Here is a 15,525-nt window from a genome sequence, read left to right as displayed (position 1 = left end):
CGCACCCCAACTTTTCACAACCACCACACGGAACGAACTAACAGGTTACTAACTATGACAGACAACGACAACCACGACTCGACGGACGAACCGCCCGCCGAACCGGACGGCGGCGCTGTCGCCGGCGTCGCGCAGTCCGAGGACAGCACCGACTACCTCACGTCGGAGGTGAACCTGCTACGGCCGAGCACGCCGTTCATGCGGGACCACCTCCGCATCATCTGGACGGGATTCGCCATCTGGGCAGTCGTCGTTTTCGGCCCGGTGACGCTGACCGCAATCGCACCGGACGTGATGACGTCGACGATGCCCGTTCTCGGCTTCCCGCTGCACTACTTCCTCGTCTCCATCGGTGCGCCCGGCGGCGCGCTGATTCTGGCGTTCTGGTACGCGCGAAAGCGCGACGCCCTCGACGACAAGTACGGCATCGACCACGCGACTGACGGAGGGGTCTCGGAATGAGCGCCGTCCTCCCGTACGCGGCCGGCGCGGTCGCGCAGTCGAGTCTCCTCCCGGAGGGACTGAACGTCTCGTTCAAGGCGCTGCCAGCCATCCTGGTGACGGCGATGCTGTTGCTGTTCCTCGTCATCGGCTTCGTCTTCAAGGTCGCCGACACCGAGGGCATGTGGGTCGCCGGCCGGTCCATCGGGAACGTCGAAAACGGCATGGCAATCGGTGCGAACTGGATGTCCGCCGCGTCGTACCTCGGCATGGCCGCGCTCATCGCCACCTCCGGCTTCTACGGGCTGGCGTTCATCGTCGGCTGGTCGACCGGCTACTTCGTGCTGCTAATCTTCATGGCCGCCCAGATGCGGCGGTTCGGCAAGTACACCGCACCCGACTTCGTCGGCGACCGGTTCAACTCCGACACCGCCCGCGCCATCGCCGCGCTCACGACGTTCCTCATCGCGTTCGTGTACGCCATCGGGCAAGCCCGCGGCATGGGCCTGGTCGGCCTCTACATCTTCGGCGACCTCGGCATCCTCGGACTCACCGGCTACCAGTCGATGGTCGTGCTCATGATGACCATCACGGTCGGCTACCTCACGCTGTCCGGGATGCTCGGCGCGACGAAGAACATGGCCGTCCAGTACGTCATCCTCATCGTGGCGTTCCTCGCGGGCCTGTACGTCGTCGGGTTCGCTAACGGCTACTCGACGATTCTCCCGCAGATCGAGTACGGCGCGCTGTTCGCCGAACTCGGCAGCGAGTTCAGCGAACCGTTCGTCAACGGCGGCTACTACCTCTGGATCGCCACCGCGTTCTCGCTGGTAGTCGGCACGTGTGGCTTACCGCACGTGCTCGTGCGGTTCTACACCGTCGAGAGCGAGCGCACCGCGCGCTGGTCGACGGTCTGGGGGCTCGGATTCATCCTCCTGCTGTACCTCGGTTCGCCCGCATTCGCGGCGTTCGGCACCGACCTCTACGCGAACAACATCGGTCCCGTCTACGGCGACCCCGGCATGACCGCGGCCGCCGGTGACGTCATCGTCGTGCTCGCGGCGCAGCTCTCGAACCTCCCGACGTGGTTCGTCGGGCTCGTCGCCGCTGGCGGTATCGCGGCCGCCATCGCGACGACCGCCGGCCTGTTCATCACCGGGTCGTCGGCCATCTCCCACGACATCTACAAGAACCTCATCAACCCCGACGCGACCCAGCGCCAGCAGGTGTTCGTCGGCCGCATGAGCATCATCGCGCTCGGCGTCATCACGACGCTCGCCGCGCTCGACCCGGCAGCACCCATCGCGGCGCTCGTGTCGTACGCGTTCTCGCTGGCCGGCGCCGTGCTGTTCCCGATGTTCTTCCTCGGCCTCTGGTGGGAGAACACGAACCGCCAGGGCGCACTCGCCGGCATGACCACCGGGCTCGTCATCTGGACGATTCCGATGATTAACGAAGTCGTGCCCAACTACGGGCTGCTCAGCGGTGCCGCGGGCTCGGACGGCATCATCTCCGCGACGCTCGCGCAGTGGCTGCCCGCCATCGGCTCCGCACTCGTCGCCGTGCCGGTCGTGTTCGCGGTGACCATCGCCGTTTCGATGGTGACCGCCGAACCCGACCTCGAAACGAAGAAGCTCGTGCGGCAGTGCCACAGCCCCGAACCGATGAGCCAACAGCAGAGCGCCGAAGACGTCGTGAGCTCTGACGACTAAATGTACGACAACATCCTCGTTCCGACCGACGGCAGCGAAACCGCCCGCAGTGCGGTCGACCAGGCGGTCGACCTCGCAGCGAAGTACGACGCGACGGTGCACGCGTTGTTCGTCTTCGACGTCGACGCGACGACCCTCGCGCTCGGCACCGAACAGGTCGAACGCATCCGCCGGGGGAAACTCGACGAGATGCCCGAAGTGAAAGCCGAGGCCGACGACGCGACCGGTTACGTCGCTGACGTCGCCGCCGAGCACGGCGTCTCCGTCGAGGAGCACGTCACCGCTGGCGGACCCGCGCGTGCCATCCGAAAGTTCGTCGAGGACAACGACATCGACCTCGTCGTGATGGGGAGCCACGGCCGCTCCGGGCTTTCCCGGGTCGTTCTCGGCAGCGTCGCCGAGAAAGTACTCCGGCGCACCCGGCTGCCGGTGCTCGTCGTCGACGTCCACGGGGAAGACGAATCGTGAGCCTGCTCGACGCTGTCCGCGACCACGTCGTCGAACACCACGACGGCATGCTGTTCGACCTCGCGTTCGCGTTCGCGTGGGTCATCGTCGTCACCCTGCTGTTCGAGACGTTCGGTGCGCCACAGCTGGTGTACTACGGCGCGCTCGCGAGCGGCGTCGTCGCCTACTACGGGTTCGTCTTCTCGCTACAGCACGCGAAAGAATCGCAGTAGCGGTCCCGGACCGCTCCTTCTAGCCGAGCAGGTAGCGCAGCCACGGATAGCGCTCCACCAGCGCCTCGCCGCCGACGTCGTACTGCTCGATGTACTGGTCCAGTCCGAGGACGCGGCCGGCACCGAACGCCGCAATAGGGCATCCATCGAATTCGTCTGCTCGCTCCGGTCGAACTGTTCGGCCGGACCTCCCGGAACGGGTCGCGAGCCGTACCGCGCTGCTCATCGGACGACGGCAGGAACAGAATCACCAGATATATTTAATATGTATTATATTGGTGCGTTCGTCGTGTCGTAGCCAGCGTTACCATGCGCTCGTCGAGCATCACGAATGCCATGAATCGGTTCCCACAATCGCCGCTTCAACGTGAACGGCGGGCCACCGACAGTCAGTGAATGCACGACGGTTGCGGATTGATTCGTGGACACTCAATACCGGGAACGACGAAGAACGGGAGTGCGAGCTAAGAGTGCGCGATTTGAGGAGAGCTGAGGCAGGTTACGGCCGGATTGATGCGTGGACTGTCGAGCATTCGAATCCAGTTACAATAGGTACCTAAGACACCTATTATAAATGTTCCTCGGATGCTGTTACGTCAGTCCATGGTCGTCGGCGTCGTTTCGCTGGCGACCGCGGTCGACGCCCGCCAGTTCCTCCGTTCACGCACACTACTCGAACTCCTGCGGGGAAACATAACCAAATAGGTATTCCGTGAGAACTTCCAAATAAGTTAGGATTAAGGCAGCGGGGTTCGTGCGCTATTCGAGGGACTTCAGCATGCCCTTGAGGTAGCCGATGGTGTACGAGCGCCCGAGCGTGCTCCCGAACTCCCAGTCGGTCTCTCCTTCCATCAGCGGGACGTGGTCGGGCGTCATCACGCCCGAGAAGCCGACCTCGTCGAGCGCCTTCACGACCTCGTACTCGTCGAAGTTGCCGTCCTCGTCGTCGACGAACGTCTCGTAGAACTCGGGGACGGTGCCGACGACGTCCCGGAAGTGAGCGTAGACGATGTCGTCCTCACCGAAGTGCCGAATCACGTTGGGGAGGTCCTCGCCCATCTCCGACCAGCAGCCCATGCCGAGCTTCAGCCCGTGGTTGTCGCTGGGGTGGACGTCGAGCGCGCGCTCGAAGTTCTCGCGGTTCCGGAACAGCAGCGGAATCCCGAACAGCGATTCGACGGGCGGGTCGCTGGGGTGGACGCCGAGTTTCACGCCGGCGTCCTCGGCGACGGGCACGACCTCGTGGAGGAACTCCTCGTAGCGCTCCCACATCTCCGCTTCCGTGACGTCGCGCTGGGGCTCACTACGGGACACAGTGTCGATGTCGGCGATGTCGAACGCCGAGGCCTTCGCGTCGCCGCGAATCGAATGCTCGCGCGTGGTGCGAACCGCGCCGTCCGGCGGGTGGCCGCTGTACCCGAGTACGTGGATGCCCGCTTCGCCCATGTTTCGGATGGTCTCCGTAATGACGTCGAGTTGCGCTTGGCGGTCGCCGTCGTTCAACAGAATCTCGTAGAGGGGAATCGGCATCTTCTCGACGCCGTACAGGCGGAGCCCGGCGTCGTTCGCTCGCGCTCGGAGGTCGACGAGCTCCTGGGCGGACCACGCCTCGCCGAGCGGGAGCGCGGAGTCGAATCCTTCGTGTCGATGTGGTGTGAGCAACACGTCGTCGACGCCCAACTGGGCGGCGAACCGGAGGAAATCCTCGGTTGCGGGCTTGTACGTGCCGATACCGACGCGCATCGTCTCGGGGTCTGCCTGGACCGCTTCGGGGCGCTGCTCGCTGTCGGTTGTGCGTGCCATTAGCTCGCAAAATGGTGGTGGCCTAGTTAAATGTTTAGTTGCCGTCAGTCCGTGTACTCGCTCGAAAACGTCGAACGGTTGGTCGTGGGACGTGGCAGCCAGCGACAGCGAGCGTAACAGAAGTACTTGCGTTATATTCGTATCGCTTGTGGCGAACCTCGACCGACCAGCGGATGGACGCGACGCCTCCAGTGTTCGACTCAATCGAATACAACATTTCGTTCGACTTCGTCGAATGTTCTCGAATCCGGACCAGTTCGGCGTCGTCCGGGCGACGAGTGCGCGGTTACGAGTGCGCGATGTTGAGCTCGAGCTCGTTCGCGGCGCCGAGCAGCAGGTCCGGGAGCTCCGCTTCGAAGCGCTCCCCCTTCAGTCGGTGGCTCGGACCGGTGACGCTGAGTCCGCCGATGACGTCGCCGTCCGGTGCGCAAATGGGGACGCCGACGGCGTGCGTACCGCGCAGCGATTCCTCGCGGTTGAACGCGAACCCGCGCTCGCGGACCGCTTCGAGCTCCGACCGCAGCTCGTCCGGGTCGGTAATCGTGTGCTCGGTCACGGGCTCGAACGACATCTGTTCGAACATATCGGACAGCTCCTGCGGGGGGAGCTCCGACAGAATCGCCTTCCCTGCGGACGCCGCGTACAGGGGGATGCGGCTCCCGATTCCGGGGTCCGTTCGGACCGCGTGCTCGCCGACCGACCGAGCGAGGTACACCACCTTCCCGTGCTCTTCGACGAAGAACTGCGCGCGTTCGCCGGTCTCTTCGGCAATCTCCTCGACTTTCTCCCGGACGAGATTGTAGCCGCGGTAGCTGTTCCGAGCGGTCACCCCGAGCTCGAGGAATCGGAGGCCGACGTGGTAGTTGCCGTCGCGCTTGACCACGTAACCGAGGTCTTCTAGCGTCCGAAGGTGTCGGTGGACTGTGCTCTTCGCGTAGTCGAGTTCGCCAGCCAACGCCGACAGCGGCGCTCCCTCTTCGTCGGAGATGCGTTGGACAATATCGAATAGCGTCCGCGCTGTTTGTACCGAATCGGCGAGGCCGTCGTCGGGGGGTGTGCTCATGTGTCACAGAGTTGGACCGCACTACCAAAAATCGTTCGACTCCATCGAATACCGACGTTCGACACGGCGACCGCTTCGTCGGCCGCGCGCTGACCCGCGCCGCACCTCGATGTCCCGATAGGTAGCTTTAATTCGACCACCCGTGACCCTCACGTGTGGTATCGCCGTCGTCCATCGCCGGAGAAGACACGGAAATTGTGGGGGAGCGCCCGTTCCAGCTGCTGTTGCTCATCAACGTGCTTCCACCACTGGGCACCGCGCTCCTGTCGCCCGTGCTCGGTTCGCTCGTCGAACCCCTCGGCGCATCGACGGCGAACATCGGGCTGTTGATGTCCGCGTTCACCGCTCCCGCCATCTTCGTCATTCCCGTCGCGGGGGTCGTCTCCGACCGGTACGGGCGGCGGCCGGTCCTCATCTTCGGGCTGCTGTGGTTCGGGCTGACCGGCACGGCAATCGCGCTCGTCTCGACGTTCGAAGCCGCACTCGCGCTCCGCCTCCTCCAGGGCATCGGCTTCGCCGCACTCACCCCGATAATCATCACCAGTCTCGGCGACCTCTACACTGGGACGAAAGAGGCGACCGCGCAAGGCCTCCGGTTCACCGGGTCGGGACTCTCGCAGACAGTCTTCCCGCTCGCGGCGGGCGTCCTCGTCGGGATGGCGTGGCAGTACCCGTTCTTGCTGTACGCCATCGCGTTCCCAATCGCGGCTGTCGTCTACGTCTGGTTCGAGGAGCCCGTCGAGACGACCGCCAGCGACGAGTCCGAGGCCGGACTGGGTGCGCAGCTCGCGGACCTCCGGACGCTCGTCGCACACCGGCGCGCGTGGACGATGATTGTCGCCCGCGGCAGCGCGAACCTCGCGTGGTTCGGCTTTCTCACCTACAACTCCATTCTCGTCGTCGACGTGCTCGGTAGCACCCCGACGTACGCGGGACTGCTCGCGGCGCTAGCCAGTCTGACGTACGCGGTCGCGGCGACGCAGGCCGGGCGCATCGCCGACCTGTTCGACGACCGTCTCTATCCGCTCCTCGCCCTGAACGTCTCGATGGGCGGCGGCCTCGCGCTCGTCTTCCTCGCGCCGTCGCTGCCCGTCGCGGCCGTCGGCGTCGTGCTGATGGGCGTCGGCTTCGGGCTCGTGCTCTCGATATACCGGAGCGTCATCACCACGCTAGCGCCGCCGGACCTCCGCGGCGGCCTCGTGAGTCTCAGCGAGGGCAGCGGCCGTGCGGCCGCGACGATGACACCGATTCTGATGGGCGGTGCCATCGCAGTCGCGACGACGCAGTTCGGCTTCGTCGCGGCCGTACGCGCGGTCGGCATCGGAACCGGGCTCCTCGGCGCTGGCACCGGCATCGTCTGCCTGCTCGCGATGAGCGCAGCGCCGCCGATTCGAATGGCCGACTGACCGGGCCCGACCCCGGGAGTTTTGTCGTGGCACCGTATTTCTGGGAGCATGACCACCACGGACGTCGCGGTGCTCGACCACGACGCGCACGGCATCCCGGCCGCCGACTACGCCGACATCCTCCAGCGACGCCTCCCCGACTACACTGTCCGCCTCGCTGCGACGCCCGACGAACGCCAGCAGTGCCTCCGCGAAGCCGGAGTCGTCGCGGGGAAGTTCTTCACCGTCGACGACCTCGACGCCGCCCAGAATCTCCGACTGTTCGCGTGTAACGCCGCGGGCGTCGACCACCTCCCGCTCGAAGCGCTCGCCGAACGCGGCGTCGCGGTGACGAACGCCTCCGGCGTCCACGGTCCGAACATCGCCGAGCACGTGCTCGGGTGGGTTCTCACGTTCACTCGCCGGCTCGACGAAGGTCGGCGCCGCCAGCAGCGCCGCGAGTGGCGCCGCTTCCAGTCGTTCGCCGAACTCACTGAGAGTACTGTCACCGTCGTCGGCCTCGGTGCCATCGGCGAGACGGTCGTCCAGCGCTTCGAGGGTTTCGACGTGTCCACGGTCGGCGTCCGCCACTCCGTCGAGAAGGGCGGCCCCACGGACGAGGTGGTCGGCTTCGACGACCTGCCGGACGTCCTCCCGGCGACCGACGTGCTCGTACTCGCGTGCCCGCTGACGGAGACGACCGAGGGGCTAATCGGCGAGACAGAGTTGGAGGCGCTGCCGACCGACGCGATTCTCGTGAACGTCGCGCGCGGCGGTGTCGTCGACACGGACGCGCTCGTCTCCGCACTCGAATCGAACACCATCCACGGTGCCGGCCTCGACGTCACCGACCCGGAGCCGCTGCCGCGGGACCACGACCTCTGGGGGTTCCAGAACGTCTTCCTCACGCCCCACGTCGCCGGGCACACGCCGAAGTACTGGGAGCGCCGCGCCGATATCCTCGTGGAGAACCTCGCCCGCGCCGCGGAGACGGGCGAGTACGCCGGCCTCCGGAATCAGGTCGCCTGACTACTGGTACGCCTGGATGCCAGTGAGGTCCTCGCCGAGAATCAGCGTGTGGATGTCGTGGGTGCCCTCGTACGTGTAGACGGTCTCCATGTTCGTCATGTGGCGCATCGGCGAGTAGTCCGTGGTGATGCCGTTACCGCCGAGCATCTCGCGGGCGATGCGGGACTGGTCGCGGGCCATTCGGACGTTGTTGCGCTTCGCCATCGAGACGTGTTGGGGGCGCATGTCGCCGCGCTCCTTGAGGTTCGCGAGGCGGTGCGCGAGCAACTGCGCGAGCGTAATCTGGGTCGCCATCTCCGCGAGCTTCTGCTGTTGCATCTGGAAGCCGCCGATGGGTTTCCCGAACTGCTCGCGGTCCGTAGCGTACTCGCGAGCGGTCTCGAAGCAATCCCTGGCCGCACCAATTGCGCCCCACGCGATGCCGTAGCGCGCCTGCGTGAGACACGACAGCGGCCCCTTCATCCCCTCGACGCCCGGCAGCCGGTTTTCCGCCGGAATGCGAACGTTCTGGAGGCTGATTTCGCCCGTGACGGACGCACGGAGGCTGAGCTTGTCGTCGATTTTGTTCGTCGTGACGCCGTCGCGGTCTGTCTCCACGAGGAACCCCCGGACGGGGTTGTCGTCCTCGCTGTGGTCTTTCGCCCAGACGACCGCGACGTCCGCAATCGGGGAGTTCGTAATCCACGTCTTCGAGCCGTTCAGGACGTACTCGTCGCCCGCGTTCCCGCTGGCACGTTCGGCGCGCGTCTCCATCGCGGAGGGGTTCGACCCGTGCTCGGGTTCGGTGAGGCCGAAGCAGCCGACGGCCTCGCCGGCGCCGAGCTTCGGCAGCCACTCCTCTTTTTGCTCGTCGCTGCCGAACGCGTGAATCGGGTACATCACGAGCGCGCCCTGCACGCTCGCCATCGAGCGCAGCCCCGAGTCACACGCCTCTAGCTCCTGCATCAACAGCCCGTATGACTTCTCGCTGACGTTCGGCAGCCCGTACCCTTCCAGGTTCGGCGCGTAGAACCCCATCTCGCCCATCTTCGGGATGAGCTCTTCAGGGAAGGTGCCGTCTATCCAGTGTTGGCCGATATCCTCGACTTCGCCGTCGACGAACTCGCGGGCGGATTCCACCAGCAGTCGCTCCTCCTGGTCGAGGTCTCCCTCGATGCCGAAGTAATCGAGCATATCTCGTCGTACCGTCTCCACCAATAAATACCCCCACGACGCGCCGCTCAGAACCCGGACGTCCCTTCGAGGCGGTGCTCCTCCACGACGTCCTCGTCGAGTTCGATGCCGAGCCCGGGCGCCTCGGGCACGTCGATGTGGCCGTCTTCGATGAGCGGCTCGTCGCGCGCGAGCAGGTCGTCCCACCAGTCGACCTCCAGGGCGTGATACTCCAGGAGGTCGAAGTTCGGCGTCGCCGCGCCGAGGTGGACGCACGCCGTCGTCCCCACGGGACTGCAGACGTTGTGCGGGGACATCGGGATGTAGTTCTCCTCCGCGCGGTCGGCGACCCGCATCGTCTCCGTCAGCCCGCCCACGGTGGTCGGGTCCGGGGTGACGACGTCGACGCCGTGCTCGTAGACGAGCTCCGAGAGTTCGAACACGCGGAAGCGGTTTTCGCCCGTCGCGACGGGCGTCCGCGTGGCCTGCGTCACTTCCTTCTGGGCGTCCATGTTTTCGGGGGGCACGAGGTCTTCGAGCCACATCAGGTCGAACTCCTCGAGCTCGTGTGCGAGCCGCTTGGCGCTCTCGACGGAGTAGTCCCAGTGGCAGTCGAACGCCAGGTCCACGTCGTAGCCGATTTCCTCGCGGACGGCCTCGACGATGTCGCGCTTCTCTCGGATGGCGGCGTTCGTGAGGCGGCCGTTGTACGGGTCGTTCGCGTTGTCCGCGGGGAGGTCGAGGTCGAACTTCAGCGCGTCGAAGCCCATGTCGGTGACGCGCGCGGCCTCGGCAGCGTACGCCTCGGGCGTGTACGCCTCGGCCTCGGCGTAGTCGGTCGCGCCGTCCTCGACGGCGTACGCTTCGCCCGCGTGGCAGTCACAGTACAGGCGCACCTCGTCGCGGTACTTCGACCCGAGCAGTTGGTAGACGGGGAGGCCGAGAATCTTCCCGGCGGCGTCCAGCAGCGCCACCTCGATGCCCGAAGCAGCAGTCACGACCTTCCCGGTGGTGCCGCCGTGCCCGGACATCTCCTGGAAGATGTACCGCACGAGGCGTTCGACGTCGAGGGGGTTCTCGCCGACGAGGAAGCGGTTGGTGTACTCCACGAGCTCGGGGACGCCGCCGCCGCGGTACGCTTCGCCGATGCCGGTGACGCCGGCGTCGGTCTCCACCTTGATGAGGTTCCACTCGAAGTTGCCTTCGACGACGCACGCGTCGATGCTCGTGATTTCGACGTCTCGGTCCGGGTCGCGGGTTTCGATTTGGTCTGAGAAATCTCTCATTCGTCTCTGAACTTCTGGAGGGCGTCCTTGTCGAGGGGAACGCCGTGGCCGGGCCGGTCGGGGAGGTCGATCATGCCGTCGTCGTCGGGCTCCACGGGGTCGGCGACGACGTCGTCGAACGCCTTCACGTCCATGTCGCGGTAGAAGTACTCCACCCAGAGCCCGTTCTCGATGGCGCCCAGAAGCGACGCGTGGATGTTCCAGTTGTAGTGGGGCGCGATGGGGATGTCGTAGGCGGCGGCGTGGTGGGCGATTTTCAGCCACTCCGTGATGCCACCACAGACGGTGACGTCCGGCTGGAGGATGGTCGCGGCGCCCGAGTCGGCGAGGCGCGCGAAGTTGTGCCGCGTCCCCTCTAGTTCGCCGGTGGCGACCGGGTAGTCGAGGGCGTCGTTGACCTCCGCCATCGTATCCACGCGGTCAATCATCACCGGCTCCTCGATGAAGTACGGGTCGTAGGGCGCGAACTCCCGGCAGTTGCGCAGCGCTTCAGTCGTCGACTCCCAGACGCCGTTGGCGTCCAGCAGGAGCGTGCGCTCGTCGCCGATTTCGTCGCGCACGGCGGCGACGCGGTCCGCTTCCTCGTCGGCCGACCGTCGCCCGACTTTCATCTTCACGACGTCGTGGCCCTCGTCGAGGTAGCGCCGCATCTCGCCGCGCAGGCCCTCGTGGCCCTTGTCGTCGCGATAGTAGCCGCCGCTGGCGTACGACGGGACCCGCTCGGCGTGTCCGCCCAGGAGCTTGTGCAGCGGTTCGCCCGCAGCTTTCCCTTTCACGTCCCAGAGCGCGATGTCGACCGTGGAGATGGCGCGCAGCAGCAGGCCGGTTCGGCCGATCTGGACCGTCCCGTTGTACATCTCGTGCCACAGCCGCTCGGTGTCCCGTGGGTCCTCGCCGACGAGCATCGGCTCCAGCAGTGATTCGACGGCGTCGGCGATGAGGCCCGCGCCCTCGTAGCCCAGCGAGTAGCCGACCCCTTCGTGGCCGGTGTCCGTCCGCACGTACGTTATCGCGTGGTCGCGGTACGTGAGCGTGCGATTGGAGAACGACACCGGGGACTCCAGGGGCAACTTGATCGGGAACGACTCGACGTCCGTGATTTCCATGGAAGGAGCCGCGAAGCACGCACACAAGTAGCCCGTTGTATCGGCAACAATTACTCGAACAGTACTCGTGACCGGCGGCGACGCGCGAACGGACCGGGGTGGCAGTCGAGTCGTCGTTCGCCGCTTGCCTTTACGGAAACGTTTTCACCCTCTACTCTGATTGACTGTGACATGGACCTGGAAATCGACGGCAACGCAGCGCTCGTAACCGCGTCGTCCAGCGGCCTCGGCAAGGCCTCTGCGAAGGCGCTCGCCCGCGAGGGTGCCAACGTCGTCATCAACGGCCGCGACGAGGACCGCCTGGAGGAAGCACGCGAGGAAGTCGAGGAAGTCGCGACCGGAGAGGTCGTCGCTCAGCAGGGCGACCTGACCGACGCCGACGACATCACGGCGCTGGTGGAGACGACAGCCGAGGAGTTCGGGACTATCGACCACCTCGTGACCAGCGCCGGCGGCCCGCCGTCCGGCGAGTTCCTCGACACGACCGACGAGGACTGGGAGCACGCCTACGACCTGCTCGTGATGAGTGTCGTGCGACTGGCGCGCGAAGCCGCACCCCACCTGAAGGAAGGCGACGGCGGCACCATCGTCACCATCACCTCCCGTACCGTCAAGGAAGCCAAGGAGAACCTCGTGCTGTCGAACTCGGTTCGCATGGCAGTCATCGGCCTGGAGAAGACGCTCTCGAAGGAGTTCGCCCCCGACGTCCGCGCGAACGCCGTCCTCCCCGGCTCCCACGAGACCTCCCGCATCCAGAACCTCATCGACAGCGCCATCGAGCGCGGCGACTACGAGAACTACGAGGAGGGCCTCGAAGACTGGGCGGGCAACCCGCTCGGCCGCATCGGCGACCCGATAGAGCTCGGCGACACGGTCGCGTTCCTGAGCTCGCCGAAGTCCGGCTACATCAACGGCGCTGCGCTCCCGATTGACGGCGGTTCCACGGAGTCCAACCTATGAAGCCCGTGAAGTTCGACGAGGCGGAGAGCTACGAGCCCGACGAGGGCTGGCGGCGCGTCTCGATGGCAGGCAGCGACCAGTTCTCCTTCGAGTGGTTCGAGAAGCCGCCGGGCCACAGCTCGCCGATGCACGACCACGAGAACGAGCAGGTGTGTCTCTGCCTCGAAGGCGAACTCACCGTCGCCACCGAGGACCGCGAGGTCACGCTCCAGCCGAACGACTCGGTGCTGCTGGAGTCCAACGAGGCCCACCGCGTGGAGAACACCGGCGACGAGCGCGCCGTCGGCCTCGACGTGTTCGCACCCGGGCGCTCGTTCGACTTCTGGACGGACCGCGAAGAATGAAGTACCTCGCACGCACCGCGACCGGCGACCCGCTGCTCGGCGACGAGGACGGCTACGTCCCGCTCGACGCGGTCGAGCCCGACCTCGACAGCGTCCGCGACGCGCTCCCGCGAGCGGCCGACGGAACGCTCGGTGACGTAGCGGACGCACCAGCCGACCCCGTGCCGGCTGCGGACATCACGTTCGGCGCGCCCCTCGAGGAATTCGGGAAGCTCTGGGGCATCGGCCTGAACTACGAGGAGCACGCCGGCGACCTCGACGAGCAGCGCCCCGAGGAGCCCGCGAGCTTCATGAAGCCCTCGACGGTGCCGACTGGGCCGGGCGGCCCGATTCGGCTCCCCCCGGAATCCCAGAGCGAGCGCGTGACCGCCGAAGCCGAACTCGGCGTCGTGATGGGGCGAACCTGTCGGAACGTCGACGAGGCCGACTTCGAGGACGTCGTCGCGGGCTTCCTCCCGGTCATCGACATGACCGCCGAGGACGTCCTCCAGCGGAACCCGCGGTTCCTGACTCGCGCGAAGAGCTACGACACGTTTCTCGTGCCCGGCGCCGCGCTCGCGGTGCCCGAGGAGCCCCTCGATCTCACGTCGCTGTCGGTGCAGACGGAGGTCAACGGCACCATAGAGGCCGAGAACGAGATTCGGAACATGTTGTTCCCGCCCGAGGAAATTGTCTCGTTCCACTCCGACGTGATGACACTCGAACCCGGCGACCTGTTCAGCACGGGGACGCCCGGCGCGGCGCACATCGAGCCGGGCGACGACGTCCGCGCGGTCGTGGAGTCCATCGGCGTCGCTGAGGCGCCAGTGACGCGGTAGGCGCCCTGCCAGCGGGAATTTTTATTACGCGAGACTGTGTGTGTCGCTACCGTGTACCGAGTACTACTGCCCGTCAGCGACAACGCGGACCGCGCGATGAACGCCGCAGAAGCCGTCGGTGACTTCCCGAACGCCGACGAGGATGTCGAGGTCGTCGTCCTCAACGTCTTCGAGGAGTTCGACGTCACGGGCGAGGCCGGCAAAGTCAAATCTGAGGACGTCTGGAACGAGAGCAACTTCCCCGAGAGCGTCACCGCGGTCGAACAGTACCTCGAATCGCGGGTCGCGGCGGTGTCGAAGCGACGCGAGCACGGCGGGGTCGCCGAGAAGATACTCGCAGTCGCCGCCGAGATCGACGCCGACAACATCTCGATGGGGGGCCGCAAGCGGAGTCCGACCGGGAAGGTGTTGTTCGGGAGCACGACGCAGTCGGTGATGCTCTCGGCGGAGTGCCCGGTCACAGTGTCGTTCACCGAGTGAGCTGCGCGGAGCCGTACCGTAGTCTACCACGTTCCGTTTTTGCATGCCTATATAGGTGAAACAAACAGATAGATTGTTAATGATAGACCGGGTTGACAGGGATGAACATGGTCGACGACAGGATGAAGCGACGCAAGTTCTTGTACGGCACAGCTGCAGCGGGCATCGCGGGACTCGCGGGATGTACCGGTGGCGACGGCGACAGTGGCGGCGACGGCACCACTGAAAACGGCGGTGGCAGCGGTACCACCGAGGACGGCAACGGTGGCGGCAGCGAGAGCCTCTCGCTGCGCGTCGGCACGTCTGCCGGTGGGACCCAGGACGTCGGGCTCGCAGTAGAGCGCGCCGTCAGCCAGGAGAGCGACACTCTCGACTACTCGACCATCGAGAGCCCGGGCTACATCGGGACCATCTACCGGATGGCCCAGAATCAGTTCAACGCCGGCATCACCGACAACAACTCCCTCAACAAGGCCCTCGACGACCGCGGCCAGTTCTCCGAGCAGTCGGTCTCCCGCATCCCCCAGTACGGGTTCGGCGCGTTCCCGTACAGCATCTACGTCGTCGCCCGCGACGGTACGGGCATCGAGACGTTCGCCGACCTCGCTGGGAAGAACGTCTACCCCGCCGAGCCGGGCTACTCGACGCGTGCGACGACGCTCGACGTCTGGTCGCAGGACCCGACCGCGGACATCTACGACCAGATGAACATCCAGAACATGGGCGTCGGTGACGCACCGGGCGCGATGGAGGAGGGCTCCATCGACGCGTCCATCGCGTACGGCGCGCCTGGCGTCCGGTACACCGGCTTCGTTCAGGAGATGGCCTCCCGCGTCGACCTCCACTACGTCGAACCGACGGACGCACTCATCGAGTCCGCGGAGTCGTACTCCGGGGCCGGCACCACCCGGACGCCTTACAGCGAGTGGCCAATCGCGAACGCCGACATCGGCACCGACGAAGTGTTCACCTGGGACCTCGAGGTCAACTACACGTTCAACCCCGAGGCAAATCCCGACGCCGTCTACGAACTCTGCCGGGTCGCCCACGAGCACAACGACGTCGTCAATAACGGCGAAGAGCAGTTCAACGACTACAGCTCCGCCGAGGAGATGCTCGCGTACGCGCAGGAACGCATCCCGGTCCACCCCGGCGCGGTGCAGTACTACAAGGACAACGACGCCTGGGACGACAGCCTCCAAGAGGGCGACACGGCGTAACCCCCGTCACACAGCGACGTCCGCATTCGCGAACCGGACCCCAACC

The 15,525-nt window shown here is 65.9% G+C and carries 16 protein-coding genes and 1 pseudogene; 11 read left to right on the top strand and 6 right to left on the bottom strand.

Annotated elements, in window-relative coordinates:
* Positions 1 to 54: 54 nt before the first annotated feature.
* From LT974_RS08965 to LT974_RS08950, 4 genes are read left to right on the top strand one after another with little or no spacing between them, the layout of a single operon-like run.
* The gene (locus tag LT974_RS08965; RefSeq protein WP_232587336.1) at positions 55 to 462 is read left to right on the top strand and encodes a DUF4212 domain-containing protein; all 408 of its coding nucleotides are present in this window, start codon (positions 55 to 57) and stop codon (positions 460 to 462) included.
* Positions 459 to 2,153 carry a sodium:solute symporter family transporter gene (locus tag LT974_RS08960; protein WP_232587335.1) on the top strand — a complete coding sequence of 565 codons (1,695 nt, stop codon included), beginning with the start codon at positions 459 to 461 and terminating at the stop codon, positions 2,151 to 2,153. The genes LT974_RS08965 and LT974_RS08960 overlap by 4 nt, the downstream gene beginning before the upstream one ends.
* On the top strand, positions 2,154 to 2,621 hold the full coding sequence (locus LT974_RS08955; RefSeq protein WP_232587334.1) for a universal stress protein: 468 nt from the start codon (positions 2,154 to 2,156) through the stop codon (positions 2,619 to 2,621).
* Entirely contained in the window at positions 2,618 to 2,833 is a 216-nt protein-coding gene (locus tag LT974_RS08950) for a hypothetical protein (RefSeq protein WP_232587333.1), read from the top strand. The genes LT974_RS08955 and LT974_RS08950 overlap by 4 nt, the downstream gene beginning before the upstream one ends.
* Before the next feature lie 19 nt (positions 2,834 to 2,852).
* Here the strand turns inward: LT974_RS08950 and LT974_RS08945 are convergent.
* The 3 genes and pseudogenes from LT974_RS08945 to LT974_RS08935 all read right to left on the bottom strand — a co-directional run.
* A pseudogene (locus LT974_RS08945) lies at positions 2,853 to 2,969 on the bottom strand (DoxX family protein); the annotation flags it as partial.
* Positions 2,970 to 3,592: 623 nt separating this feature from the next.
* A complete protein-coding gene (locus LT974_RS08940; protein ID WP_232587332.1) occupies positions 3,593 to 4,636 on the bottom strand; it encodes a mannonate dehydratase in 1,044 nt (347 codons plus the stop codon).
* A 286-nt stretch (positions 4,637 to 4,922) separates the two neighbouring features.
* Complete coding sequence (locus LT974_RS08935; protein ID WP_232587331.1) at positions 4,923 to 5,699, bottom strand: IclR family transcriptional regulator; 777 nt, start codon at positions 5,697 to 5,699, stop codon at positions 4,923 to 4,925.
* 155 nt (positions 5,700 to 5,854) lie between these two features.
* Here LT974_RS08935 and LT974_RS08930 point away from each other — a divergent pair, with 155 nt between their 5' ends.
* Together LT974_RS08930 and LT974_RS08925 are read left to right on the top strand one after the other, a co-directional pair.
* Positions 5,855 to 7,105: an MFS transporter gene (locus LT974_RS08930; RefSeq protein ID WP_232587330.1), complete on the top strand. Its 1,251-nt coding sequence runs from the start codon at positions 5,855 to 5,857 to the stop codon at positions 7,103 to 7,105.
* A 48-nt stretch (positions 7,106 to 7,153) separates the two neighbouring features.
* A complete protein-coding gene (locus LT974_RS08925) occupies positions 7,154 to 8,113 on the top strand; it encodes a D-2-hydroxyacid dehydrogenase (RefSeq protein ID WP_232587329.1) in 960 nt (319 codons plus the stop codon).
* On the opposite strand, the gene LT974_RS08920 is transcribed toward LT974_RS08925, so the two are convergent.
* Genes LT974_RS08920 through LT974_RS08910 form a run of 3 tightly spaced genes read right to left on the bottom strand, consistent with a single transcriptional unit; the run spans position 8,114 to position 11,657 of the window.
* A complete protein-coding gene (locus LT974_RS08920) occupies positions 8,114 to 9,286 on the bottom strand; it encodes an acyl-CoA dehydrogenase family protein (protein WP_232587328.1) in 1,173 nt (390 codons plus the stop codon).
* Between the two features lie 47 nt (positions 9,287 to 9,333).
* Positions 9,334 to 10,551 (bottom strand): mandelate racemase/muconate lactonizing enzyme family protein, encoded by a 1,218-nt coding sequence (locus LT974_RS08915; RefSeq protein WP_232587327.1) that lies wholly within the window; start codon positions 10,549 to 10,551, stop codon positions 9,334 to 9,336.
* Complete coding sequence (locus tag LT974_RS08910) at positions 10,548 to 11,657, bottom strand: mandelate racemase/muconate lactonizing enzyme family protein (RefSeq protein ID WP_232587326.1); 1,110 nt, start codon at positions 11,655 to 11,657, stop codon at positions 10,548 to 10,550. Before LT974_RS08910 ends, LT974_RS08915 begins: the two co-directional genes overlap by 4 nt.
* 171 nt (positions 11,658 to 11,828) lie before the next feature.
* Here LT974_RS08910 and LT974_RS08905 point away from each other — a divergent pair, with 171 nt between their 5' ends.
* The 5 genes from LT974_RS08905 (at position 11,829) to LT974_RS08885 (ending at position 15,479) form a co-directional block, all read left to right on the top strand.
* Positions 11,829 to 12,617, top strand: a complete 789-nt coding sequence (locus LT974_RS08905) for an SDR family oxidoreductase (protein WP_232587325.1) — start codon at positions 11,829 to 11,831, stop codon at positions 12,615 to 12,617.
* A complete protein-coding gene (locus tag LT974_RS08900) occupies positions 12,614 to 12,961 on the top strand; it encodes a cupin domain-containing protein (protein ID WP_232587324.1) in 348 nt (115 codons plus the stop codon). Before LT974_RS08905 ends, LT974_RS08900 begins: the two co-directional genes overlap by 4 nt.
* Entirely contained in the window at positions 12,958 to 13,779 is an 822-nt protein-coding gene (locus tag LT974_RS08895; protein ID WP_232587323.1) for a fumarylacetoacetate hydrolase family protein, read from the top strand. Before LT974_RS08900 ends, LT974_RS08895 begins: the two co-directional genes overlap by 4 nt.
* Before the next feature lie 51 nt (positions 13,780 to 13,830).
* Positions 13,831 to 14,259: a universal stress protein gene (locus LT974_RS08890; RefSeq protein WP_232587322.1), complete on the top strand. Its 429-nt coding sequence runs from the start codon at positions 13,831 to 13,833 to the stop codon at positions 14,257 to 14,259.
* Between the two features lie 107 nt (positions 14,260 to 14,366).
* Positions 14,367 to 15,479 (top strand): TAXI family TRAP transporter solute-binding subunit, encoded by a 1,113-nt coding sequence (locus LT974_RS08885; protein WP_232587321.1) that lies wholly within the window; start codon positions 14,367 to 14,369, stop codon positions 15,477 to 15,479.
* Positions 15,480 to 15,525: the final 46 nt, after the last annotated feature.

Origin of the sequence: Halobacterium noricense, assembly GCF_021233435.1 — an archaeon.
Taxonomy (GTDB): Archaea; Halobacteriota; Halobacteria; order Halobacteriales; family Halobacteriaceae; genus Halobacterium; species Halobacterium noricense.
This window is presented reverse-complemented; position numbering and strand designations above follow the sequence as displayed.